The organism is Microvirga sp. ACRRW (genome assembly GCF_022346925.1).
Classification (GTDB): domain Bacteria; phylum Pseudomonadota; class Alphaproteobacteria; order Rhizobiales; family Beijerinckiaceae; genus Microvirga.
In genome coordinates this window covers 503010-526516 of sequence record NZ_JAKRNJ010000001.1, presented here as the reverse complement: position 1 = coordinate 526516, position 23507 = coordinate 503010, and the positions used below count along the sequence as shown (strand labels likewise).

Sequence of the window (23507 nt, the reverse complement as noted above, 5' to 3'; positions counted from 1 at the left end):
CCTCGCGGATCGGCTTTGCAATTGAATTCTTTTTACCCGCTCACATCACCGCGCCGATCTGCCAGGGCAGGAACTCGGCATCGCCATATCCGAGAAGCTCCGATTTCGAACGCTCGCCCGAGGCGACCTTGAGGATCGTCTCGAAGATTTCCCGGCCCTTTTCTGCAATCGAAACGCCGTCGAGAATGTCGCCGCAATTGATGTCCATGTCGTCGATCATGCGGCGATACACATCGCTGTTGGTCGCAAGCTTGATCGACGGCGTCGGCTTGCAGCCATAGGCTGAGCCGCGTCCGGTGGTGAAGCACAGGATATTCGCGCCGCCTGCCACCTGTCCCGTTGCGGAGACGGGATCGTAGCCGGGTGTATCCATGAACACGAAGCCTTTTGACGTCACCGGTTCGGCATAGCGATAGACATCGGTGAGCGTCGTCGTGCCGCCCTTGGCCGCAGCGCCCAGCGACTTCTCAAGGATCGTGGTGAGGCCGCCCGCCTTGTTGCCGGGCGAAGGATTGTTGTTCATCTCGCCCTTGTTGCGCGCGGTATATTCCTCCCACCAGCCGATGAGATCGACGAGCTTTTCACCAATCTCGCGCGTCGCCGCGCGGCGGGTGAGGAGATGCTCCGCACCGTAGATCTCCGGCGTCTCCGACAGGATTGCGGTACCGCCATTGCGCACGAGAATGTCGACGGCAGCGCCCAGCGCCGGATTGGCCGTGATGCCGGAATAACCGTCCGATCCGCCGCATTGCAGGGCGAGCATCAGTTCGGACGCGGGCACCGTCTCGCGCCGGAAGCGATTGGCGAGCGGAAGCATGTCACGGATCGCGGCAACGCCCGCCTCGACGGATTTGCGCGTGCCGCCGGTCTCCTGAATGGTGAGAGACCGGAAGGTATCGCTCTCCTCGATGTTGTAGACTTCCTTCCAGCGGCCGATCTGAAAAACTTCGCAGCCCAAGCCCACCATGAGCACGCCTGCCATGTTGGGGTTGGAGGCATAGCCCCATTGCGTGCGCTTCAGGATGTCGGCGCCTTCGCCCTTCTGATCCATGCCGCAGCCGGTGCCGTGCACGAGCGGAATGACGCCGTCGATGTTGGGATAATCGTCGAGCATGCCGGAGCGCTCGACCTCCCGTGCGATGAAGCGCGCGACCGAGGCCGAGCAGTTCACGCTGGTGAGGATCGCCAGATAATTGCGCGTGCCGACCTTGCCGTTCGCGCGACGATAGCCTTGAAACGTCGCCTGCTGTTCGGGCGGGAGAAGGGGAGTGGGCTTCGCGCCTTCAGCAAAATGCCAGTCGCGCGCGAAGGCATGCATTTCAATATTATGCTCGTGAAGCCATTCGCCGGGCTCGACAGGCTTCGATGCGAAACCGATGATCTGACCGAACTTGAAGACCGGCTCGCCTTGAGCAATCGTAGCGATAGCGATCTTGTGGCCTTTCGGCACACGCTCCTTGGCTGTCACACCATTCACAACCGCGCCCGGCACGATGGGATCGACCGCCACGACGAGATTGTCTCGCTCATGGAGGCGTACGATCCGTGGTGCCGGTATCGGCTTGTCCAGCATGGTCAGTCCTTATGCGCTGAGCACTTCCGGCGAGGCTTCGGCCTCGGTTTCGAAAAGATGCGGATGCTGCTCTGCGAGTTCCGGCAATGAGCGCAGGATTTCGCTCAGGTGCTGGTGCATTGCGGTCTCTGCAGCGAGCGGATCCTTCTCCTTGATGGCATCCACGATGAGTACGTGCTGGGCGAGAACCACATGGCGCGGCACGGCTTTCGCCATGTCGAGAAAGCGCACGCGGTCCATCTGCGGCTTGACGTCTTCGATCATCCGCCACGCTTTGGGTCGCCCTGCCGTTTCTGCGAGCAGCCGGTGAAACTCTTCATCGAGAGACAAGAACTCTTCCGTCGAAGCGGAGCGCTGAGCGCGGCGTTGCCGCGTGAGGCTGGCATTCAGCTCAGCCAGCATGACGGGACTTGCCTTCAAGGCCGCCTCGCGCACGACGGCGCATTCCACCGCCTCGCGGATGAAGCGCGCATCCTCCACGCCCGCTCGCGAGATCTTGACCACCTGCGTGCCGCGCTGGGGCAGAACCCGTACCAGACCGGCCTCGCTAAGCTTGATCAAAGCCTCACGAACCGGCGAGCGGCTGACCCCAAATTTCTCCGCAAGGTCCTGTTCCGACAGCATTTCTCCCGGCGGGATCTGCATGGTGACGATGGCTTGGCGCAACGCGCGCGTGACCTGCCGGGCCATGGGTTCGCGGCCGTCATCGAGTTTTGCGAGGGGGCGTTTATTAGTCATAAGTGGCACACTACCATACTAGTAGACCATTGCAAACCCGATCAGACCGATCTACTCTCCTAACGGAATTTGGAAAACGGCCATCGAAGGTCGAGACGAAGTCTTAGGGAGAACGCCATGCTGATCCATCCGGACCGGCTGTTCCCGACTGAGCCCGCCGCGCGTGACGTGGCGCGCCGGCTCTATGAGGGGATCAAGGATCTGCCCATCGTCTCGCCTCATGGCCACACGGACCCGCGCTGGTATGCGGAGAACGAGGCGTTCCCCGACCCGGCTAAGCTCTTCGTCATTCCTGACCATTACATTTTCCGCATGCTCTACAGCCAGGGTGTGCGGCTCGAGGATCTCGGTATCCCCACCAAGGATGGCGCTGCGGTCGAGAAAGACCCGCGCGCGATCTGGCGTCGTTTCGCGGCGCATTATCATCTCTTCCGCGGCACGCCCACGCGCACATGGCTCGATCACACCTTCGCAACGCTCTTCGGTTTCACGGAGCGTCTTACGCCCAAGAATGCCGATGCCTATTACGACCGTATCGATGAGGCGCTTCGTACGCCGGAGTTTCGCCCGCGGGCGCTGTTCGAGCGTTTCCGCATCGAGGCCATCGCCACGACGGAGAGCCCGCTCGATCCTCTGAAATATCACGAGATCATTCGCCGGTCGGGCTGGGGAGGGCGCGTTGTCACGGCCTATCGCCCCGATCCTGTCGTCGATCCGGATTTCGACGGGTTTCGTCGGAACCTTGTGCGCTTCGGCGAGATCACCGGTTGCGACACTGCCACCTGGAGCGGCTATCTGGAGGCGCATCGCAAGCGGCGCGCCTTCTTCCGGCAATACGGTGCGACCTCGACCGATCACGGGCACCCGACGGCGCGGACAGCCGATCTATCGCGCGCCGATGCTGAAGCTCTGTTCCGCCGAGTCTCGACGGGCGATGCGCATCCAGGCGATGCGGAGCTGTTCCGCGCGCAGATGCTGACCGAGATGGCGGCCATGAGCGTGGAGGACGGCATGGTCATGCAGATCCATCCCGGCTCCTTCCGCAATCACAACAGCCAGATCTACAACCGCTTCGGCCGCGACATGGGTGCCGACATTCCCTCGCAGACCGATTATGTGAGCGCGTTGAAGCCGCTGCTCGACCGCTTCGGCAATGAGCCGAACCTCTCCGTCATTCTCTTCACGCTGGACGAGACGAGCTATTCGCGGGAGCTTGCCCCGCTTGCCGGTCACTATCCGGTCCTGAAGCTCGGTCCGGCCTGGTGGTTCTTCGATGCGCCAGAAGGCATGCGCCGCTTCCGCGAACTCACCACGGAAACGGCGGGCTTCTACAACACGGTCGGCTTCAACGACGACACGCGTGCGTATCTCTCAATCCCTGCGCGCCACGACGTGGCGCGGCGTGTCGACTGCGCTTATCTCGCCAACCTCGTGACGACCCACCGCCTCGATGAGGATGAGGCGCACGAAGTGGCCTACGACCTCGCATATCGCCTCGCGAAAGAGGCCTACAAGCTGTGAGAACGGGCACGGCCCTCGACGGCCCTGCTGCTGCACAGAACGGGAGGAAGACCATGACGAACCTGATCACCAGACGCAACTTTGTCGGCACTGTCGCCGCCGGCGCAGGGCTCGCCGCCTTTGGCGGACGAGCCTTCGCTCAGCAGCTGACGCTGCCCACAAGCCCTGTGACGCTCAACATCATCGACGTCGCAGGAAACCTGGCGCTGACCCAGAAGGCCATCGAGAATTATCGCAAGGCAAAGCCCAATCTCGTTTCCCGCATCACCTTCACCAAGGCTCCCGCGCCTGAACTCGCGGGCAAGCTCAAGGCACAGCAGGATGCGGGCCGCGTCGATATCGACCTCGTGCTCACCGGAACGGACGCGCTGTCCGCAGGCGTCGAACAGAAGCTCTGGGTAGAAGTGATGTCGCAATACGCGAGCGCTCTGCCGAAGCTCGACGATATTTATCTTCCGGCTGCGGCGAAGATGCAGACGCTGGCAAAAGGGCAGGGCGTCGTCGTCACCTATTATCCGTCGGGGCCGCTCCTCGAATACATGCCCGACCGCGTGAAGAAAGTGCCGACCACGGCGGAGGAGCTTCTCGCCTGGACCAAGGAAAACCCGAACCGCCTGATCTATGCGCGTCCCGCCAATTCAGGCCCCGGCCGCACCTTCATCATGGGCCTTCCTTACATCCTCGGCGACAGCAATCCGCAGGATCCGGCGAAGGGCTGGGACAAGACCTGGGCCTATCTCAAGGAACTCGGTCAGAACATCGAGTATTATCCGTCCGGCACCGGCGCGGTCATGAAGGAGCTGGGCGAAGGCTCGCGCGACATGACGGTGTCCACCACAGGATGGGACATCAACCCGCGCGTGCTCGGCGTTGTGCCGAAAGAGGCGAAGGTTGCGGCGCTCAAAGGTTTCCACTGGGTGGCCGACGCGCATTACATGTGCATCCCGAAAGGCCTGTCGAACGAGAAGACCGCCGTTCTCATCGACCTGATGAACTTCCTGCTCACCAAGGAGCAGCAGGCCTACACCTATGACGAGGGCTACTTCTATCCCGGCCCCGCAGTGAAGGGCGTCACGCTCGACATGGCGCCTCCGGAAAGCCAGGCCGCGATCAAGGAATACGGACGCCCCGAATACGAGAAGTGGATCGCTGAAAACCCGATCGAACTGCCGCTCCAGCCGGAGCAAATGGTGGTTGCGTTCCGCATGTGGGACGAACAGGTCGGCGGAGCGAAGCGCAAGTAACTTAAAGGACCCGCGATGACCATAGCTCTCTCACAGTTCAACGAAGTCCGGCTTGATCGCGTCAAGCGCGAATTCGGCGCGCTCAACGCTCTGCGCGATGTGTCCCTCACGATCCAACGGCGCGAGTTCATCGCGCTGCTCGGACCATCGGGCTGCGGCAAGTCGACAACATTGAACTGCATCGCGGGTCTTCTCCCCGTCACGGGCGGCGCGATCTGGCTCGACAAGAACCGGATCGACACGCTGCGTCCGGAGGAGCGCGGGTTCGGGATGGTGTTCCAGAACTATGCGCTCTTCCCCCATCTCAATGTCCGCCAGAATATCGGCTTCGGCCTCAAAATGCGCGGCACGCCGAAAGCGGAGATCGACCGCAAGGTGAACGAGGCACTGAGCCTCGTGCGCCTCGAAGGTCAGGAGAACAAGCTGCCGGGGCAGCTCTCGGGCGGCCAGCAGCAGCGCGTGGCTATTGCTCGCGCCATCGTCATCGAGCCGCCGCTGGTTCTCATGGACGAGCCGCTCTCGAACCTCGATGCAAAACTACGCCTCGAAATGCGCGCGGAAATCCGGCGCATTCACAACGAGCTTGGCGCGACGACCATCTATGTCACGCACGATCAGGATGAAGCCTTGTCGCTCGCCGACCGGATCGTGGTGCTGCGAGACGGCGTGATCCGCCAAGTCGGAACGCCGAAGGAGCTTTATGACGCGCCCGCCCATCTCGATGTCGCCGACTTCATGGGCTTCCGCAACAAGCTGAAGGGCAAGGTTGTTTCAGTCGACAACGGCCGCGTGCTTCTCGATGTGGAAGGCGCACGGATCGGTGGCATCGCGCGCGAAAGTCTGTCGGTGGGATCGACCGCGTATGCTGCGATCCGACCGGATGATCTCGTTCTCGGCGATCCCGGTGAGAACGCGCTGAAGGTCAAGGTCGACACTATCGAGTATCGTGGCCGCGAGTTCGTGGGAACGGCGCATTCCGAAGGCGGGCTCGATTTCGTCTTCCGCTCGCATCAGCCGGTCGAACTGGGATCGGTCGTGCACCTGCGGGCGGACAATGAGCGCGTCCTCGTCTTTGCCGAGCCGATCAAGGGGAGGCAATGATGGAAGCTGTCGCGCCCACGACGCCTATCGATCACGGCCCCAGCCTGAGGCAGCGCTTGGCTGCGAAGGGTTTCGATGCCGTCACGCTTCTGGTTGTTCCCGCCGCCATCTTCAGCTTGCTGCTCTTCGTCTATCCGTTCGCCTTCGGCTTCGTGTTGTCGTTCGAGCCGAAGAATGGCGGCTGGCTTGCCAATTACCAGCGCTTCTTCTCTGACTCTTACTTTTACGCCACCATCGGCAACACGCTCCTGCTGTCCATCCCCGTCACGCTTCTCAATCTGCTGCTTGCGGTTCCGATCTCATTCCGCGTCCGTCTCATGCGGCATCAACGCCTGCTGACGACGATCCTCGTTCTGCCGATCACTCTCGGCACGGTTCTGGTGGCGGAAGGGCTTCTGAATTATCTGGGCCCTCAAGGGTGGTTCAACCGCACCCTCGTGACCCTCGGCATCATCGATCAGCCCTTGCGGCTCGTGCACAATTATTGGGGCGTGTTCGCGTCCCTCGTGATCACAGGATTCCCGTTCACGTTCCTGCTGACACTCTCCTATGTCACGGGTATCGATCCGGCGCTGGAGCAGGCGGCGGCGACGCTCGGGGCAAGTGCATGGCAGCGTTTCCTGCATATCTATCTGCCGCTGCTGATGCCGGGATTCGCCATCACGTTCTGCCTGTCCTTCGTGCAGGCATTCTCTGTCTTTCCCTCGGCGGTGCTGCTCGGCGAGCCTGCGGGCACGACGCGCGTGATCTCCATTGCGGCCTATCAGGCGGCATTCGAGGAATACGATTATTCCATGGCCTCTGCCGTCGCAATGATCATGGGCTTCGTTCAGCTCGGCATTGTCGTGCTGGTGCTCGCGTCTCGCGGGCTGTTCTACCGCGGCCCCGCCTCCGGCGCGAAAGGGTGACATCATGATGATCCGCGATACGACGATTGGCTCGAAACTATGGGCCGTGGCCGTCTGGAGCGTCGTCGGCTTCTTCATCGTCAATCTGCTGGCCATGATCGCGACGGTGGTCACGAGCTCATTCGCCACGCGCTGGCTCGGCACTTGGCTGCCGGTCGGCTGGACCACGCGGTGGTATTCCTCTGCCTGGAACGAATTCCAGCTCTGGGACGTCCTGATCGTCACCTTCCAGGTCGTCGGGCTGGTGGTGCTGATTTCTGGCGTGCTCGGCGTCACGGCGGCCTATGCGCTTGCGCGCCGCGACTTTCCGGGAAAGCGTCTTCTGGTTCTGCTCTTCCTGCTGCCGCTCCTGATCCCACCGATCACCTTCGGCATTCCGCTCGCAACCGTGCTCTACCGGACAGGACTTGCAGGCACGTTCTGGGGTGTGGTCGTTGCCAATCTCGTGCCGACGGTTCCCTTCGTGATCCTCGTCATGATCCCATTCATCGAGCAGATCGATCCGAAGATCGAGGCGGCGGCGCGGGTGTTCGGCGCCAATACCTTCAAGCTCTTCATCCATGTGCTCCTGCCGCTGCTTCTGCCGGGCATTCTGGCGGCGTTGCTGCTCGTGCTGGTGCGCACCATTGCGATGTTCGAACTGACCTTCCTGGTGGCGGGGCCGACGAGCCAGACTCTGGTCGTGGCGCTCTATTATGCCGTCTTCGCGGCAGGCGTGCGTGCCGTGCAATCCATTGACGCCATGGCGGTGGTCTATATGGCGACCACGCTGGTGTGGCTCGTGATCGCGCTGCGGTTCGTCAACCCGACGCAGATCGTCACTCGCGCCAAGCAGCAACCCGCGCATTGAGGATGCCATGTCGAAGCGTTTGAGCGAAGCAAGTCTCAACGATCTGCCGCGCGCTGTCATGCGCCCGCCTTACGACCGCAGTGCGGTCACGACGGGGATCGTGCATCTCGGCGTCGGAGCCTTTCACCGCGCCCATCAGGCCGTCTATGTGGAGGACATCCTGGCGCAGGAACCGCACTGGGGCATCGTGGCGGCGAGCCTGCGCAGCCCCGATACCTATGACGCGCTTGAGCCGCAGGACGGGCTCTACACTCTCTCTATCCGCTCGGGAGAGGGCGAGAAGCTGCGGGTTATAGGCGCGATTCAACGAGTGATCGTCGCCCCGCAGGCCATCGAGGATCTCTTGAAGGTCATGGCGGACCCGAAAACGCGGATCGTCTCGTTGACGGTGACGGAGAAGGGCTATTGCCACGATCCGGCAACGGGAACGCTGAACGAGTCGCATCCGGATGTCGTGCATGATCTGCGCAATCCGCATCTGCCCCGATCCGCTCCAGGCTTTATCATCGAGGCCTTGCGCCGCCGTAGGATCGCGGGTGTTCCGCCTTTCACGGTTCTGACCTGTGATAACCTTCCCTCCAACGGCCGCACGGTGAAGCGTGTTCTGACGCGGTTCGCCGAACTGAGCGATCCTGCCTTTGGACGCTTCGTGGCGAATGAAGTCGCTTGTCCATGCACCATGGTCGACCGGATCGTTCCCGCAACGAGCGATGAGGATCGCAGGCGTATCCGTGAGGAGCTTGGCGTCACCGACGCATGGCCCGTCGTGACCGAGCCTTTCACGCAATGGGTGATCGAGGACAGCTTTCCTCAAGGCCGCCCAACTTGGGAAACAGTCGGCGCGGAGTTCGTGTCGGATGTGGAGCCCTATGAGCATATGAAGCTGCGGCTTCTCAACGGGAGCCACTCGACACTGGCCTATCTCGGCTATCTCGCGGGTTATGAAACCGTGGCCGACACGATGGCGGATCCTGCTTTCGAGCGCCTGATTGCAGGGCTCATGAATGAGGAAGTGACGTCGACGCTCCACATGCCTGCCGGCGCCGATCTTGCTGCCTACAAGCGTGCGCTCATCGAGCGCTTCAAGAATCCTGCCCTTCGGCATCGCACATGGCAGATCGCCATGGATGGATCGCAGAAATTGCCGCAGCGCCTGCTTGGGACCGTGCGGGACAGGCTTCGTGACGATGCGCCAATCCAACGCCTCGCGCTCGGCGTCGCGGCCTGGATGCGTTACGTGACCGGCATCGACGAGCAGGGCGCTCCCATCGATGTGCGCGACCCCATGGCTGCACGCCTGCGGGAGACGGCGGACCGGGCAGGGGTGTCGCCTGAGAGATTGGCTGGAGAACTGCTCGCGGTGCGGGAGATTTTCGGAGACGATCTTCCGCACGATGCACGCTTTACCGGCCCCGTGAAGGCTGCGCTTGGGCAGCTTTATGCGCAAGGGGCGAAGCGGACGGTCGCCAATTGGGTCTAATCCTTCAGGCCTTCGATATTGTAGATCGGGATAGGCCGGCTCAGGCCCTTCAATTGAAAGTCGCCGAGTGCAGCGGCTGTGGTTATGTCCTCAGCCTCCGCCGCAACCCGCTGCGTGACAAGGATCTGTCCGTCGCGCGCTTCGGAGCAGAGGCGGGCCGCTACATTCGTCACGGTGCCGATGGCCGCGTAATCGAACCGGCCTTCGAAACCGATCCGCCCCAGCGTCGCATAGCCTTGTGCAATGCCGATCCCGAAGCCGATGGAATAGCCGCGAAGCTGCCAATCGCGTGCAAGCGCCTGCGTGGTTTCTTGCATGCCGATGGCGAGCCGCACCGCCCGTGCGGCAGGATCGGGGCAGGGGATGGGATCGTTGAAGAAGATCATCATGCCGTCGCCTGCGAACCGTTCGAGCGTTCCTTCCGCTGCATGGATCAAGGGGCCGAGAGTCGAATGATAGGCATTCAACAGATCCATCACTTCTTCCGGCGCGGCGATTTCGGCAAAGCTGGTAAATCCACGCAGATCGCAGAAAAGGACGACGATCTCACGGCGATGATGCTTGAGAATTTCGGCATCGCCGCCTTTCGAGGCGATCATGTCGGCGACCTGAGGCGGCAGAAAACGCCGCAGATCACGTAACCGGTCGAGTTCCTGCACCTGCTGCTCCACCCGCGCTTCCAGATCTCTGTTGAGAAAGGACAACTCGGCGGCCTGCGATTGAACCGTGTCGTAAAGGGTCTTGATCCGCAGCAGCGAGCGCACCCTCGCGACAAGGGTCGCGGGCTCGAACGGTTTGGTGAGGTAATCGTCGCCTCCGGCATCGAGGCCCGCCACCACGTCCTTGATGCTGGATTTCGCCGTCAGCAGGATGATGGGGATCGCGCGAAGGACATTGTCGCCCTTGAGCCGCCTGGTCACCTCGATCCCATCCATTTCCGGCATCATGATATCGAGAAGGATCAGGTCCGGGCGAAGCCTGCCGGTCTGCTCCAGCGCTTCGCGTCCGTTCGTTGCGGTTGCGATCTCATATCCTTGCGCTTCCAGGCGCACCCGGACGATCTCGATGTTCTCTTCGATATCATCGACCACCAGGATGAGAGGACGCTCGCGCATGGACGTCACTCCAGAAGCTCGCGAATCTTCGCGAGAATTTGGCGCGGGCTGAAAGGCTTCGCGATGTATCCGTCGCATCCGGCGGCCCAGGCCTTTTCTTCGTCCCCTGACAGAGCATAGGACGTGACGGCGATGATGGGGGGCGGCTGGATGGCCTTGTTGGCCTTGATGTGCCGGATGGCTTCGTATCCGTCGAGGATGGGAAGCTGAATGTCCATCAGAATCAGATCGGGCCGGAACTCGGTCGCCGCGGTCACGGCGGCTTGGCCGTCATGCGCCTCGCATATGTCGAATCCCGCATTGCTCAAGAGGTCGCGCAGGATCCGCCGGTTATCCTCCGTATCCTCCACGATCAGGATCCGCTTGCTCATCAGGCGGCCTCCGTGGCAGGCCGCACCTCGAGCGGAAGATCGATGGTGAAAGTGGAGCCTTCCCCCACAGCCGAGCACACCTGAATCGTGCCGCCGTGCATGTGCACGATACGCTTCGAGATGGCGAGGCCGAGACCTGTCCCGGTGCCTCCATTCATGGCGTTGGAGCCTTGCTGGAAGGCCTCGAAGATGACCTTCTGGTCGTTCAGAGGAATGCCGACGCCGGTATCCTTGATGGAAATCTTCAGGCGACCGCCTTCTACGTTGGCCTCGACATCGACGGATCCTTTTTCCGTGAATTTTATGGCGTTGCCGACGAGATTGACGAGTACCTGGGTCAGTCTACGCTCATCGCCGCTGCCATAGGGCAGGCCATCAGGGATGGAGACGCGAAGCGCAAGCCCCTTGGCCTTCGCAAGGGGTTCCGCTGTTGTCACGGCTGCATAGATGAGATCGAAAACCGAATAGGTTTCCGAGGCGATCAGGAGTTCACCGGCCTCGATCTTCGAGAGGTCGAGAATGTCGTTGATGAGAGCGAGCAAATGCCTGCCGTTTACCTGCACGCGGGTGAGAATGCCATGAGCCTTCTCGGGCAAGTCGCCGTAGAGGCCGTCGATCAGCAGCTCCGTATAGCCGAGCACCGCGTTGAGCGGCGTGCGAAGCTCGTGACTTACATTTGCTAGGAAGCGGGATTTCGCTTGGCTCGCTTCCTCGGCTTGTTCCTTAGCTTGCCGCAGGACATCCTCGAACAGTTTCAAGTCCGTGATGTCGAAATAGGTGAGCATTCGCCCGCCATCCGGCAATGCAATGATGTGGTATTGAAGAACTTGCCCGCTCTTCAGGCGCATTTCCGTTGTCGCAGCAATGCCGCTCTTAATTTCCTCAATCCGTCTCGCCTTGTAGGTTTGCCATTCCTCGTCGGATACGTCGTAGCTGCCGATCTGGCGACTTTTCTCCATGTCGTCTTCGAGCGAGCGGGAGTTCTCGTAGAACCCCTCCGGCATCTGCCAGATCTCACGATAAGCGCGGTTGGCAAGGCGGATATGGAAATCGGGGTCGAGGAACAGGATGCCGTATTGAATGGTCTCCAACACGGCGTTGAGGTCGCGCAGCGCCGCCTCGGTTTCTTTCTTCGCCTGCTTGAGCTGCGTTTCCCTCTGTTTCAGTTCCGTGATGTCGTTGAAAGCGAAGAGAAGAGCCGGCGTGGATTCGTAGTCGGCGAAGCTCGCATTCACCAAGGCCCAGAACTCGCTGCCGTCATAACGCCGCAGGCGAACTTCCACGTCCTGGACACGGCCTTCCTGCGTCAGAACCTTGATAATGCGCTCACGGTCGGCTGGGTTTGCGTAGTAATTCGGCGCGAGCGTGCCGCGCACCTCTTCCTGGCTCAGGCCGATGGCTTCGGCGGTTCGGGCATTGGCATAGAGAATCCGCCCGTCGGACATTCGCGTCACCACCAGCGGATAGGGGGCCATTTCCAAAAGCCGCCGTTGACGTTGCTCGGCCAAAGCAATGGCGTCGAGGGCACGCTTCTGCTCGGTAATGTCCACATAAGTGAGCATCCGCCCGCCATCAGGCAGGGCTACGCAATGATAGCGGAGGACGCGATTGTTGGGTGACTGGATCTCGATCGGCGCTTCATCGCAATGCCGGATGTCCTGCATGCTGCGCTCAATGAAGGCGTCATTGTACTCATGCTCGATGCCGAGTGCGCGGCTATGGTGCGCGATCACATCGCGAATGGGCGTGCCCTTGGCGATCTGTGCTTGCGGCACGGCCCACATGTCCTTGTAAGCCCTGTTGGCGAGGCGGATCTTGAGGTCCGGGCTCAGGAAAAGAATGCCGTAATCGATGGTGTCGAGAAGGGCGTTGAGCTCGCGATGGCGTGCCAACTCACGCTCGGCCTTCTCACGTTCGCTCAGTTCATGGGCGAGTTCTTCGTTCAGCTTAGCGAGACTCGCGCTGCGCTCGCTGAGCGCCGTCTCGCGGGCGTCGATCTGCCGGGCCATCGTGGTGAAGGCTTCCGCCAGCTCTCCGATCTCATCCTGCCGGTTCAGGTTGAGATGCGTCTTGAACTCTCCCTTGCCCACGGAACTCGTGGCGCGGACGAGCAACCGCAGGGGAATAGCGATCTGGCTCCTGAGAGTGGAACTCATGATGGCGATTTCGAGAAGAAGCGCCAACACACCCATGAGGAGAATGAGGCGAGCGGTCTTCCAGGCGCTTTCCGCGGCAACATCCAGCGGATAGACAGTGGCGAGCGTCCATCCCGGCCCGCTAAGCTTCGTGACGGCGATCACCTGATTGTCCGTCTGATCGCGAATGACGGTCTGCTGCGGCGAGCGATCAAGGGTCAGCCGATGAATTCTCTCAAGGTTCTGATCGCCAGTCTCGGAGACGGGCAACGAGCCGCTGCGCGCCTGAATGGCATCCATGAAGCGGGGATGAGCGATGATCCGGCCTTCTTCTGAAAATAGGATGTTGTAGGTTCCATCCAGGCCCGTGCTGACGGCACGCCCAATCAGGTCGTGGACGAGAATGTCCTGCCCGATCTTGATGGCCGGTCGCCCGTCCATGAGGGCCGGGCGCGTGACCGAGACGAGCCAGTCGTTGATGCCGTAATCGAAGTAAAGCTCGGACCATCGTTCCTTGACGGAGCTGCCAACGGCTCCGGTGCTGGCAATGAGCACGTCGTCCTTTTTCTCGGAGAGCAGGTTCAGCTTGCCGGCGATTTCCCAGTCGCTTGCGCGCAGAGCCCACGGCTGGTCGGGCCAATACATGATCACGGCGCCTTCCGGCGTCATCACATAGAGATTGGCGAATTGACTCTTCCAGGCAGGGCCGAACTGCGTGATCAGGTCGAACGCGACCACGAGGCGCCGCTTGAGATCGCGCTCGATCATCACATGCTTGCCGATGAAGCCCGTGACGCCATAGGTCTTGAAGACGTTCTCCGTCAGGCGGGTGGTGCCGTCGGAATGCTGCTCGAAGAGGGTTGCGAAGCGTTGCTCCGCTCCCAAGAGATCCATCTGGCGGATCTCGCGCAGATAGCTCTCCGAGAAGGTCTGGATGTTGCTGCTGGCGAGATCGAAGATGGCGCTTTCGCGCTCGCGCCTTTGCTCGACATAGCGCTCGAGGTTTTCGGTGGCCTGCTGCTCGAAGCCGGTCTTGACATGCCAGTAGCTCAGGATGGTGGCGGCCGCGACCACGAGGCTGATGCGGATTGCGATTTTGCGGAGCGTCTGTAGCGTGAGAGAGCGCTTGGGACTTGTAACCCCGGAAGAAGCAGTACGCCCGGGACGCATCATGGGACGGCCCTGGCAAGGGGTGGGAGATCCTTGATGCCGAGCCTGCGGGCGATCCTGTCGTTGAAGAACAACTCACCTTCACGGTTGTACGAGAGGGGGATGTCGCGGGGCTGAACGCCTTCGAGAATGCGAAGCGTCGCCTGTCCCACCCAGCGTCCCTGCTCCTGCGGGCTTTTCACTACGCCGATGAGGCTCACAGCCGTCAGCCACTCGAAATCCGTTCCGCTCGGAATCTCGCTGCGCTCTTCCACGAAGCGGGTTGCTTCGGCAAGGTTCCAGTCCGGCAATGCGCCGACACCCAGAACCATGAGCATGTCGACTTCCTTCTGCGCACGCAGGAAGGATTCCTTCCACTCCGCAAGAGAGTTCACGAAATAGGTCTTCTCATAAGTGATGCCGAAAAGGCGTTCGTGATAGGAAATCTCCTTGTGCTTGACCGGCGTATCCTCGGCGAGAAAACCAAGCCTCGGGCCGCGTGCGTGCCGGCGCATCAGTTTTACGATCTGTGGGATCGGCGAGACCTCCACCATGCCCGTGGTGTTGCGATAGGGAAGCCCGTAGGTTGAAGCGTCCCAGTTCAGCCCGCAGAAAACAACCGGAATGGAGGCATCGCGAAGGTAGGGCATGATGAAATACTGCGTGGCGGGATCGTCGTTGGTAGTGATCACGTCGGGCTTGAACTCATCGATCACCCGCGCAGCCTCTTCGGCGGAGGCGTGGATGTCGCTTGGCGACGGGCGCCGCTTCGTGTCCATGTGGAACACGCGGAAATCGACGCCTTTGCCGCTCAGCGTTTCCCGCAGCGCGGCGACGATCCGATCGTTCCACTGATTGCCCGCATGATAGGAATCGATATGGAGAACCTTCCTGGCGACGTCCTGCGCCAAGGCCTCTCCGAGGGATGGAAGAATGAAGAGAGCACAAAGAACAAAGCGGATAAGCGCTGCCTTCCGCATTCCAGATCGTGCATGGTCGAAACGTCGTGACATGGCATAATCCGATCGAGTGAACGTTCGATTGCCTTTGGCGGACGCTTGTCCTTCTCACATTGTGCCGCGGGCCTATGCCTTGCTTGTGAGTTTCGCTTCCTAAAACATACTATGTCGCGAAAGCGTCGCTCCCAACTCTTTTGCGTCCGCACACCCCTTAAGAGTTAGTTCCGATATAGCGCTTCCCATCAAGGCCTGAGAGGCGGCGGGGGCATGTTTTCCAATAAGGCTTTGCACGGCTTTTCTCATACACGCGGTGGAGCGTTTTCAGTGTCAGCCGGGCTGCAAGCTTCGCAAATCGCAGCGATGTGACGGTGGTCCGTCCCGCAGCATCCTCCCAGCACACGCAGCTGCTTCAATGTGTTGCGCAGCATACGGTAGTGAAGCCCGAGCGCAGCAGGATCGCCGTCGTCGAGTTCTGTCGCCGCATCGAGTTCGGCGTGGCTCAAGGTGGAGGCATTGGCCCTGATCCCCTTGATCCGATCGAGCCAGGCTTCTTTGGCATTCAAGGCTTCCTCGAAATGCTTCGGATGTGCGCAGTTGATCATGTAATAGATCGGCCCCGAGCCGGTGGCGGCGTCCACCTTCTCGATTGCCTCTCGCAGGCTGTCCCCGGAGGGCAGGCGGCCATCGGTTTCGACGGTGAAAGAAATCACGATCGGCATGCCGCGACTCTGCGCTGCGCGCGCGATTCCGATGGCCTCTTCGGGATAGGTCATCGTCATCGCACTCACCATGTCCGCCGCGGTGTCGCAGAACACTTCAATCAGCGGCGCATGGTATTGCTCCGCTTCGTCGGAACTCATCCGGTCATCTGCCTTGTAGCCGTCGCCGCGCGGCCCGAGGATGCCGTTGATGACGATGGGTGTGCCGTTCGTCGCGTAAGCGTCGCGCAGTTCACTGGCGAAAGAGACCGATTGGCGCTGAACCTCGGTGAGATCCTGCGCCGAATAGCCGAGCTTCTCGCCCCAATCCTTGTTGGTTCGCCATGTGACCGTGTCGAGAATGAAGCCGACATGCTGTTGCATGGCTGTTTCAAGGTAGGGTTTGAAATAGCGCCTCAATGTCTCGCGCCCGTCCTCGCTCATCACAAGCGGGAAGGCGGCAAAGCAGGGCAGGTCTATCCCGTGGTGGAAGATGAGGGCTGTTTCCAATCCGCCGTCGGTCAGGAAGTCGCCGCCGGAGAGCTGCGGCAACTTTTGTCGATAAAGGGCCATGGCTCATCTCCCCTTGAAGAAGGCCTGCATACTGAGAGCAGAGATCATTTCGTTCTGTGATGCGGATCACACGGAATCCCGCTCGGCGCCGTCGGAAGATCGGTACAGGTGCGATGGATGAAGAACGCGGATGCAGTTGCGGCTCAGTTCCACCCAGCCCATGCGCCGCCAGCTCTGAAGCTGCCGGTTCACGCTCTCTCTGCTGGCGCCCACGAAGATGGCCAGTTCCTCCTGGCTGACATGCAGATCGCGGCCATAATCTTCGCTGAGCGCGACGAGACGGTGGGCGAGTCTTGTTCCGAGCGGCAGCAAAGCACGCTCCTCGATCTGCGAGCTCATCCAGCGAATGCGCTCGCAGAGCAGCTCGATCAGGCGGATGGCGACGGAGGGGCGACGTTCGAGAAGGTTGAAGAAGTCGCGGCGGAAAACCGTGTAGAGTTCAGTCGGCTCCACAGCCACCGCATCGGCAGTCCGCGGGCGCCCATCGAGCAGCGCGACCTCGCCGAACACATCGCCGGGCCCCAGCAGGTTGAGGGTCAGCCGCTTGCCGGATGAACTGCCCGTCGCGATCCGAACCTGCCCGCGCCGGACGGCGTAAAGCGCATCTCCCGGATCGCCTTTGAGGAAGAGCGTTTCGCCCGGTTCGAGGCGCCGGGTGACGCACAGCACCGCGATCGCCTCGATGGCCTCGTCGCCCAGACCGGCGAAGAAGGGATTGGCCTTGAGCAGAAGCGCAAGGTTGTGCGGTCCAGCCATAGGAGCGTTTCCTCAGCCATGACAGCGCGGCTGCAATGTGACCCGGATCACAGAAGACCAGGCGCGGACGACGCATGATCGACAACAGCCGGGTCTGGTGAGGCCCAGTCTAGCATCAAAAATGCTGGGAGGCATGTCATGATGCACAGCACTGCTTCGATGCACAGTTCCGAACTCTCCCATTATGGCCGGCTTGTGCGAGCCGCCGCAGAGAGCGCCGTCAAATCGTCCCGCTACTTCCTTGCGCTGATGAGAAAAGCCGCAGCGCGGGAGCAGACCCGTCAGCAGCTGGCGCAGCTCGACGAGCACATGCTGCATGACATCGGGCTGGAGCCCCTCGACGTCTATTACGGCTGGCGCGGTTCGAAACGATAGACCCCGAACAACTTTTTCCCACGAGGACGACGATGAACCTTTATTCTCGCTATATCGGCCCGAAATTCGTCAGCTGCCTTTGCTCAATGGACGACATTACCGCAGAGCGTGAGCGGGTCATTCCCCTCGCGCGCGGCGTGGTTCTCGAGATTGGAATGGGACCTGGCCTGAACTTGCGGTTCTACAACCCGCTCAACGTGACGAGGGTCATAGGAGTCGATCCAAACGACGACTTCCTTCATCTCGGTGAGGCGCGCCACCGCAGCAGCCACGTCCCGGTGGAAATCGTGCGCGCTCCGGCCGAGGCGCTTCCCCTGGGCGACGACACCATCGACACGGCGGTGATCACCTATACCTTGTGCTCCGTCGACGATCCCGAGATGGCGCTCAAGGAGATCAGGCGGGTTCTCAAGCCTGAGGGCAGGGTGCTCTTTCTGGAGCATGGCCTGTCGCCTGAGGAGGATGTGGCGCGGTGGCAGCGCCGCCTCAACCCGATCTGGCGCTCTCTCGCTGTAGGTTGCAACCTGACGAGGCCGGTGGCGGAGCTTCTCAGGAGAAGCGGGTTCTCCATTCAGGATATGGAGGAATACTATCTCGGCGGGGCTCCCCGCGTTCTCGGATTCCATTGCCGAGGCATCGCACAGGCGAGCTGAGCATCGCAGAGCGCAAGGAATGGTTGGGCCGGTGGCTCCTTTGGCAAGCGGCCCTAAAACCTTCTCATGCAGCCTCTTTCTACGCCCCACCACCGAACACGCATTCTTCCGGTGCTTCTTGGCCGTTTGGCCCTTACCGCCCTGATCGGGGGCGTGGTCCTTTCAGGGCTTGTCTGGGGCGGAGTGATCGACATTCCCCGCCATCTCAATCCGTTCGTGCCGCTGCGCATTGCGGATGACGTGAACTGGCTGACGCGGATCAAGCTCTCCCGCCTGGATGGAGACACTCCACAATGTCTGGCGGTGCTGGCGAATTCGGATGTTTCGTACAAGCCTGTCGCGGACCGCGTGAGCGGCGACGGCTGCGGGCTTTCCGATGCAGTCGAGATCGGGAATGCGTCCCGTGCCCTGAGCCGCAACGCCACGGCGACATGCCCGCTGGCCGTGGCCTGGGCGCTGTTCGACGAGCATGTGGTGGGGCCTGCCGCGCGTGAGCATCTCGGGCAGGACGTGGTGCGCATCGTCCATGTCGGCACCTATGCGTGCCGGAATATCAATCATCGCGATCAGGGACGGCGCAGCGAGCATGCGACGGCCAACGCCATCGACATTGCCGCTTTCGTTCTCGCAGATGGCCGGCAGGTCACGGTGCGGCGCGACTGGGAGGGAGGCGATCAGCGCCACGCGGCTTTCCTGCGGGCCGTGCGCGATGGCGCCTGCACCTTCTTCGATGTCGTGCTGAGCCCCGATTACAACGAGGCGCATCACGATCATTTTCATTTCGACATGGGCTCATATCGCGCATGCCGATGAGAGGAAACCTGACGCTCTCAGTTCAAGACGTGAGAGGGGGTGTCGCCCATGAGCGCGGCTTTGGCGGCCAACAACAGCGCTTCGCCCAGCTCGCGCGCATGCTCCGGCGTCATCGCCACCGGCAGCTGCCGGCGCACCCCGCTCTCGTACTCCTCCGGCGTCGACGCCATCTCGATCACCATCATCGCGTCGCGGCCATCGAGCGTGCCGACCGAGAAGGAAGTGAGTGCGCCGATCAGGTCCATGTCAGGTTTCATTGTTCTGCCCCTACGTTGTTGAGAAGAACTTACCGATTCCAGCAAACCTTGTCTGCTCTCCACCTAGAGAGTGGATTTTGTTACAGGTTTGAAAAGGCAAAAGAAAACGGCCCGGAGAAGCTCCGGGCCGCCATGTGTTACGGAAGAACGCTGTCTTTAGAAGAAGAGGAAGTCGTTCGCCGAGAGCTGAGCCTTGGTGACGCCGCTGAGCTTCAGCGTATTGCCACCGCCGAGGTCGATCACCGTGTCGGCTCCGACCGTGGTGGTACGGGCCATCAGCTGCTCGAAGGTCGAAAGGCTGAGGCCGTTCAGGTTCTTGGCGATGGCAATCATCTCGTTGGTAGCCGCGACATCGAAGTCCGAGATCGTGTCGTTGCCACTGCCCGATCCGAACTCGAACCGATCGGCGCCGGCACCGCCGCTGAGGATGTCGCTACCTTTGCCGCCCCAAATGGTGTCATTGCCGCCGGCACCGTTGATGGTGTCGTTGTTGTAGCCGCCATCGAGCTTGTCGTTCGCGGCGGTTCCATTGTGAACGAGACCGGCCACGTGCGCTGGGTCGGTGTAGCCGGCGGTAATCACCTCATGGGCAGGCTTGCCGTAAGTCACGTAGTAATTGTCGGCGAAGTCTGTTGGCTTCGAGGTCGTGTCGCTCCAGAGCATCGCACCGGCAAGCCACTTTCCGCCATAGTTCTTCATGACCTGGAAGAGCGCCTCGTACGCGTCCTTCTGCTCCTGGTAATCCACCGTGCTGCCGGCGATCCAGCCGGGGCTCTTGTTCACCCCGTCATAGCTGCCATAGCCGATCTCGGTGAAGATCACCTGCTTACCGTAGGTCTCCGACAAGCTCTTCCAGGTATCGATCACCGACTTGTCGCCGTAGATCATCTCGGCATAGGGGTGTCTGTGCTCGGTCGTTATCCAGCTGTCCACCAGTTCGTCGACGGTGGGAGTGTTGCTGTTGGTGTGACTGAAATAGGCATCGACGCCGATGTAATCCACATCGCCCCAGAAGCCGACCTTCATCGCCTCCTCATCGGTCGCGGCATAGCTCACCTTGCCGGTGAAGACCTGACGCACTGCGGAGATGATGTCCTGCCACTTCTGCGTATAGGTCATGCCGTCGCTGCAGACCTTGGTGGGGTCCGTCATGCTCTTCATCTCGGTGCCGACGACGAAGAGCGAGGCGCCGCCCGCCTGCGCGGCCTTGGCGTATTCCACCATGAAGGCCTTGTAGTTCTTGAACCACTCTACCGGATTGCTCGGCGTAATCAGGGCGCGCCAGGCGGCATCGCCCACGGTCGTGCGATCATCGCGCTCGATATGCGGCTTCACCGTTACCTTCAAGCCCTTGGCGACCGCATCTTTTACGGCCTGCGTCACCTGGGCGAAGGTGTCGCTTTCCGAACCCCACTGAGGATATTCAGGGTGGATGTTCAGATGCATGTCGTTGCTGGTGCCGTTGGACTGGAAGAAATTCGGAATGATGGTGACCGAATTCGCGCCCGTCGTCACGACGCGGTCAAAGCCCGCGAGACCGTAATCCGCCTGCTGATAGCGGCCGCCCCAATAGGAGGGGAGGCTGATGGATTCCCACTCGAAGATCTCATTGGCATTGCCGCCGCCGGGAGGCGTGCCGCCACCGCCGGTGTCGAACTTAAACCAGCTCGCCTGCGGCGGCGTGCTCGACGTCAGCGCGATGGTAGAACCATCGCCGAGACCGAGGGTGTAGATGCCGCCGCTGCTGCTGATCTGCAGCTTGTCGAGGCCGGTGACGCCAGTGCCCGTCAGGTCGATGAGATCGCCCTGGCTTGCGTTGAAGTCGGTGATCGTGTCCTGCCCGCCAGCCTTGGCGAAGCGGAACGTGTCCGCGCCCGCTCCGCCGGTGAGCTGGTCGTTGCCCGCTCCGCCGATCAGAATATCTGCGCCGTCGCCGCCGATGATCGTGTCGTTGCCGCCGCGGCCATCGAGGGTGTTTGCGCCTGCATTGCCCGTGATGCGGTTGGCGAGGTCGTTGCCCGTGCCGCTGTTGCCGCTCGTGCCTGTCAGAACGAGGTGCTCCACATTGGTCGCCAATGTATGCGTCACGGCCGCCTGCACCGTGTCGGTGCCTTCGCCCGCGTTCTCGGTCACGACGTCGGAGACGCTGCGCACGACATAGGTGTCGTCGCCCGTGCCGCCCGTCAGGGTGTCGATCTTGCCGGTGGCATTCGCGCCGCCGTCAAGCGTGTCGTTGCCCGCACCGCCCGACAATAGGTTGCTGCCTGCATTACCGGTGATCTGGTTGTTGAGGCCGTTGCCGGTTCCGTTCAGATCGGCGCTTCCAGTGAGGATCAGGTGCTCGACATTGGCGCCAAGCGCGTAGGCAATGGAGGCTTCGACCGTGTCGGTTCCTTCATTCGCAAGTTCGGTCACTGCGTCGCCTGCATTGTCCACGACATAGCGATCGTTGCCTGCACCTCCGAACATCTTGTCGGCGCCTGCGCCGCCATTGAGAACGTCATCGCCCGCGCCGCCCGTGAGGCTGTCGGTTCCATCGCCGCCGATGAGAGCGTCGTTGCCGCCCGCGCCGTTGAGCGTGTCAGCACCGCCCGCACCGGATAGGGAATCCGCGCCTTCCGTGCCGTTCTTCACGATGCCCGGCACAGGCTTGAAGATGTCCTGGCGGTTGGTCATGTCGTAGCTGACCTTGGCGTTGTACCAGACATTCCAATCGGTCGAGGTATTGCCCCAGGGCGTGACGAGAGTGGCTTCCGCTGCTGTCAGGCTGACGCCGTTGACTTTCAATGCATTGATGTAAAGCGAGCGATTGCCGCCATCGATCATGTCATTGGCGAATTCGAGGGCAATGGAATCCACTTTCGCGGGAGTATCGAAGGTAAAGGTGAGGTTCTGGGCGGCCTGTCCGCTCCAGCGTCCGGCCGTGACGTATTGCGGCTCGCCCACGCGGACGCCGTTCACCACGAGATAGACCATCGCGCCGACGCCGTTCGCGACATCGGCCCAAGCCGAGAGAGTAACACTGCTCTTCGTGCTGGTGCCGCCACCGCCCGGGACCGGATCGAACTTGAACCAGTTCGCCTGCGGCGCTGTGCTGCCAGTCACCGTGACCGTCGTGCCGTCGCCGAGGCCGATCACATGCGTGCTGCCCGAAGTGGTGATCTGCAGCTTGTCGAGGCCGGTGATGCCCGTGCCCGTCAGGTCGATGAGGTCGCCCTGGGCCGAGGTGAAGTCGGTGAGGATGTCCTGACCGCTGCCCTTTGTGACGCGGAATGTATCGGCGCCCAAGCCGCCGGTGAGACGGTCGTTGCCGAGGCCGCCGATCAGCGTGTCGCTGCCGCCGCCGCCGTTGAGCGTATCGGCGAGGTCCGTGCCGGTGAGAGTCTCGGCGGCATCAGTCCCGGTCCTGTCGATGCCTGCAGCGGGCTTGAAGATGTCCGTGCGGTTGGATGTGTCGTAGGTGAGCTTGCCGTTGTTCCAGAGATTCCAGGTGCCGCTTTCGACGCCTCCCCACTGGTTGTAAAACTTCGACTCGGCCGCCGTCAGGGCGACGCCGTTGACGTTCATGCTGTTGATGTAAAGCGAGCGATTGCCGCCATCGACCATGTCGTTGGCGAACTCAATGGCAATGGAATCCACTTTCGCGGGAGTATCGAAGGTGAAGGTGAGGTTCTGCGCGGCCTGTCCGCTCCAGCGCCCGGCTGTGATGTATTGCGGCTCGCCGACGCGGACGCCGTTCACCACGAGATAAACGAGAGCGCCGACTCCATTGGCCGTATCGGCCCAAGCGGAGAGTTGAACCGTGCTCTGCGCGGCGGTGGTATTCGACAAAGTAGTCGCCATGAAAGCCTCATCTTGCAAGTAAAGGGCAACAATTACGCGCAATATGGCGAAGCTCGTTGGGTGCTCCGCTATATCATGAGACTTCGGTTATAAAATGGAGTTTCAGTTTTCAAGGAGGAACGGCAAGAGCTTGGCTGTTATCTGTCATCCAACATCTTTGACGGTGGTGAGATGTGCTAAAAAAAGCTAAGCTTGTGAGGTATTTTATTTCTGGGTTTTTGCTTTCATCCCTTTTTGGTTTTGCAATTAAATAACATTAAAGCAACTGCGCGCTTTTGTCCTACTCATACCGCAGCGGTGCTCACGTGTTACGAGCAGTAAAATTTATGATATATTGTATCGTGGTGACAGGTTCCCTAGAAATCACTATGTTATATTGAGTCAGCAAGTGTTGA

Annotated in this window: 19 protein-coding genes; 9 read left to right on the top strand and 10 right to left on the bottom strand. The window is 61.0% G+C overall.

The features are described 5' to 3' along the window. Window positions 1-40 precede the first annotated feature (40 nt). Together MHY87_RS02515 and MHY87_RS02510 are read right to left on the bottom strand one after the other, a co-directional pair. Window positions 41-1573, bottom strand: a complete 1533-nt coding sequence (locus tag MHY87_RS02515) for a UxaA family hydrolase (protein WP_239349042.1) — start codon at window positions 1571-1573, stop codon at window positions 41-43. Window positions 1574-1582: 9 nt separating this feature from the next. Next, a complete protein-coding gene (locus tag MHY87_RS02510; RefSeq protein WP_239349040.1) occupies window positions 1583-2311 on the bottom strand; it encodes a GntR family transcriptional regulator in 729 nt (242 codons plus the stop codon). 117 nt (window positions 2312-2428) lie between these two features. Here MHY87_RS02510 and uxaC point away from each other — a divergent pair, with 117 nt between their 5' ends. Genes uxaC through MHY87_RS02480 form a run of 6 tightly spaced genes read left to right on the top strand, consistent with a single transcriptional unit; the run spans window position 2429 to window position 9415 of the window. Further along, window positions 2429-3832 (top strand): glucuronate isomerase, encoded by a 1404-nt coding sequence (gene uxaC, locus MHY87_RS02505; RefSeq protein ID WP_239349038.1) that lies wholly within the window; start codon window positions 2429-2431, stop codon window positions 3830-3832. 53 nt (window positions 3833-3885) lie between these two features. Next, window positions 3886-5076, top strand: coding sequence for an ABC transporter substrate-binding protein (locus MHY87_RS02500; protein ID WP_239349036.1), 1191 nt, complete (start codon window positions 3886-3888; stop codon window positions 5074-5076). 15 nt (window positions 5077-5091) lie between these two features. After that, window positions 5092-6177: an ABC transporter ATP-binding protein gene (locus MHY87_RS02495; RefSeq protein ID WP_239349034.1), complete on the top strand. Its 1086-nt coding sequence runs from the start codon at window positions 5092-5094 to the stop codon at window positions 6175-6177. Next, window positions 6177-7085 carry an ABC transporter permease gene (locus tag MHY87_RS02490; protein ID WP_239349739.1) on the top strand — a complete coding sequence of 303 codons (909 nt, stop codon included), beginning with the start codon at window positions 6177-6179 and terminating at the stop codon, window positions 7083-7085. Before MHY87_RS02495 ends, MHY87_RS02490 begins: the two co-directional genes overlap by 1 nt. A gap of 7 nt (window positions 7086-7092) precedes the next feature. After that, window positions 7093-7935 (top strand): ABC transporter permease, encoded by an 843-nt coding sequence (locus MHY87_RS02485; RefSeq protein ID WP_239349737.1) that lies wholly within the window; start codon window positions 7093-7095, stop codon window positions 7933-7935. 7 nt (window positions 7936-7942) lie between these two features. Beyond that, on the top strand, window positions 7943-9415 hold the full coding sequence (locus MHY87_RS02480; protein WP_239349032.1) for a mannitol dehydrogenase family protein: 1473 nt from the start codon (window positions 7943-7945) through the stop codon (window positions 9413-9415). Here the strand turns inward: MHY87_RS02480 and MHY87_RS02475 are convergent. The 6 genes from MHY87_RS02475 to MHY87_RS02450 all read right to left on the bottom strand — a co-directional run bounded on the left by MHY87_RS02475 (window position 9412) and on the right by MHY87_RS02450 (window position 17171). Further along, on the bottom strand, window positions 9412-10530 hold the full coding sequence (locus MHY87_RS02475) for an adenylate/guanylate cyclase domain-containing protein (RefSeq protein WP_239349030.1): 1119 nt from the start codon (window positions 10528-10530) through the stop codon (window positions 9412-9414). The genes MHY87_RS02480 and MHY87_RS02475 overlap by 4 nt on opposite strands. Before the next feature lie 5 nt (window positions 10531-10535). Next, window positions 10536-10901, bottom strand: a complete 366-nt coding sequence (locus tag MHY87_RS02470; RefSeq protein WP_239349028.1) for a response regulator — start codon at window positions 10899-10901, stop codon at window positions 10536-10538. Beyond that, window positions 10901-14209 (bottom strand): PAS-domain containing protein, encoded by a 3309-nt coding sequence (locus tag MHY87_RS02465; protein WP_239349026.1) that lies wholly within the window; start codon window positions 14207-14209, stop codon window positions 10901-10903. The genes MHY87_RS02470 and MHY87_RS02465 overlap by 1 nt, the downstream gene beginning before the upstream one ends. Next, window positions 14206-15096: an ABC transporter substrate-binding protein gene (locus MHY87_RS02460; RefSeq protein ID WP_239349024.1), complete on the bottom strand. Its 891-nt coding sequence runs from the start codon at window positions 15094-15096 to the stop codon at window positions 14206-14208. The genes MHY87_RS02465 and MHY87_RS02460 overlap by 4 nt, the downstream gene beginning before the upstream one ends. Before the next feature lie 347 nt (window positions 15097-15443). Further along, entirely contained in the window at window positions 15444-16415 is a 972-nt protein-coding gene (locus MHY87_RS02455) for a homocysteine S-methyltransferase family protein (RefSeq protein WP_239349022.1), read from the bottom strand. A 66-nt stretch (window positions 16416-16481) separates the two neighbouring features. Then, window positions 16482-17171, bottom strand: a complete 690-nt coding sequence (locus MHY87_RS02450; protein ID WP_239349020.1) for a Crp/Fnr family transcriptional regulator — start codon at window positions 17169-17171, stop codon at window positions 16482-16484. 138 nt (window positions 17172-17309) lie between these two features. On the opposite strand from MHY87_RS02450, the gene MHY87_RS02445 reads away from it, so the two are divergent. From MHY87_RS02445 to MHY87_RS02435, 3 genes are all read left to right on the top strand, one after another. After that, window positions 17310-17546: a DUF1127 domain-containing protein gene (locus MHY87_RS02445; RefSeq protein WP_239349018.1), complete on the top strand. Its 237-nt coding sequence runs from the start codon at window positions 17310-17312 to the stop codon at window positions 17544-17546. Window positions 17547-17578: 32 nt separating this feature from the next. Continuing rightward, window positions 17579-18199, top strand: a complete 621-nt coding sequence (locus MHY87_RS02440; protein ID WP_239349016.1) for a class I SAM-dependent methyltransferase — start codon at window positions 17579-17581, stop codon at window positions 18197-18199. 66 nt (window positions 18200-18265) lie between these two features. Beyond that, window positions 18266-19012, top strand: a complete 747-nt coding sequence (locus MHY87_RS02435) for an extensin family protein (RefSeq protein WP_239349014.1) — start codon at window positions 18266-18268, stop codon at window positions 19010-19012. A gap of 17 nt (window positions 19013-19029) precedes the next feature. On the opposite strand, the gene MHY87_RS02430 is transcribed toward MHY87_RS02435, so the two are convergent. Next, window positions 19030-19257, bottom strand: coding sequence for a hypothetical protein (locus MHY87_RS02430; RefSeq protein ID WP_239349012.1), 228 nt, complete (start codon window positions 19255-19257; stop codon window positions 19030-19032). Between the two features lie 168 nt (window positions 19258-19425). Then, window positions 19426-23112, bottom strand: coding sequence for a carbohydrate-binding domain-containing protein (locus MHY87_RS02425; RefSeq protein ID WP_304611093.1), 3687 nt, complete (start codon window positions 23110-23112; stop codon window positions 19426-19428). Between the last annotated feature and the right edge of the window lie 395 nt (window positions 23113-23507).

Bases quoted from the DNA above. Each gene is read 5' to 3' on its own strand.
- MHY87_RS02515 (WP_239349042.1), bottom strand. From the start codon at position 1,573: ATGCTGGACAAGCCGATACCGGCACCACGGATCGTACGCCTCCATGAG.
- MHY87_RS02510 (WP_239349040.1), bottom strand. From the start codon at position 2,311: ATGACTAATAAACGCCCCCTCGCAAAACTCGATGACGGCCGCGAACCC.
- uxaC (WP_239349038.1), top strand. From the start codon at position 2,429: ATGCTGATCCATCCGGACCGGCTGTTCCCGACTGAGCCCGCCGCGCGT.
- MHY87_RS02500 (WP_239349036.1), top strand. From the start codon at position 3,886: ATGACGAACCTGATCACCAGACGCAACTTTGTCGGCACTGTCGCCGCC.
- MHY87_RS02495 (WP_239349034.1), top strand. From the start codon at position 5,092: ATGACCATAGCTCTCTCACAGTTCAACGAAGTCCGGCTTGATCGCGTC.
- MHY87_RS02490 (WP_239349739.1), top strand. From the start codon at position 6,177: ATGGAAGCTGTCGCGCCCACGACGCCTATCGATCACGGCCCCAGCCTG.
- MHY87_RS02485 (WP_239349737.1), top strand. From the start codon at position 7,093: ATGATCCGCGATACGACGATTGGCTCGAAACTATGGGCCGTGGCCGTC.
- MHY87_RS02480 (WP_239349032.1), top strand. From the start codon at position 7,943: ATGTCGAAGCGTTTGAGCGAAGCAAGTCTCAACGATCTGCCGCGCGCT.
- MHY87_RS02475 (WP_239349030.1), bottom strand. From the start codon at position 10,530: ATGCGCGAGCGTCCTCTCATCCTGGTGGTCGATGATATCGAAGAGAAC.
- MHY87_RS02470 (WP_239349028.1), bottom strand. From the start codon at position 10,901: ATGAGCAAGCGGATCCTGATCGTGGAGGATACGGAGGATAACCGGCGG.
- MHY87_RS02465 (WP_239349026.1), bottom strand. From the start codon at position 14,209: ATGATGCGTCCCGGGCGTACTGCTTCTTCCGGGGTTACAAGTCCCAAG.
- MHY87_RS02455 (WP_239349022.1), bottom strand. From the start codon at position 16,415: ATGGCCCTTTATCGACAAAAGTTGCCGCAGCTCTCCGGCGGCGACTTC.
- MHY87_RS02450 (WP_239349020.1), bottom strand. From the start codon at position 17,171: ATGGCTGGACCGCACAACCTTGCGCTTCTGCTCAAGGCCAATCCCTTC.
- MHY87_RS02445 (WP_239349018.1), top strand. From the start codon at position 17,310: ATGATGCACAGCACTGCTTCGATGCACAGTTCCGAACTCTCCCATTAT.
- MHY87_RS02440 (WP_239349016.1), top strand. From the start codon at position 17,579: ATGAACCTTTATTCTCGCTATATCGGCCCGAAATTCGTCAGCTGCCTT.
- MHY87_RS02435 (WP_239349014.1), top strand. From the start codon at position 18,266: ATGCAGCCTCTTTCTACGCCCCACCACCGAACACGCATTCTTCCGGTG.
- MHY87_RS02430 (WP_239349012.1), bottom strand. From the start codon at position 19,257: ATGGACCTGATCGGCGCACTCACTTCCTTCTCGGTCGGCACGCTCGAT.
- MHY87_RS02425 (WP_304611093.1), bottom strand. From the start codon at position 23,112: ATGGCGACTACTTTGTCGAATACCACCGCCGCGCAGAGCACGGTTCAA.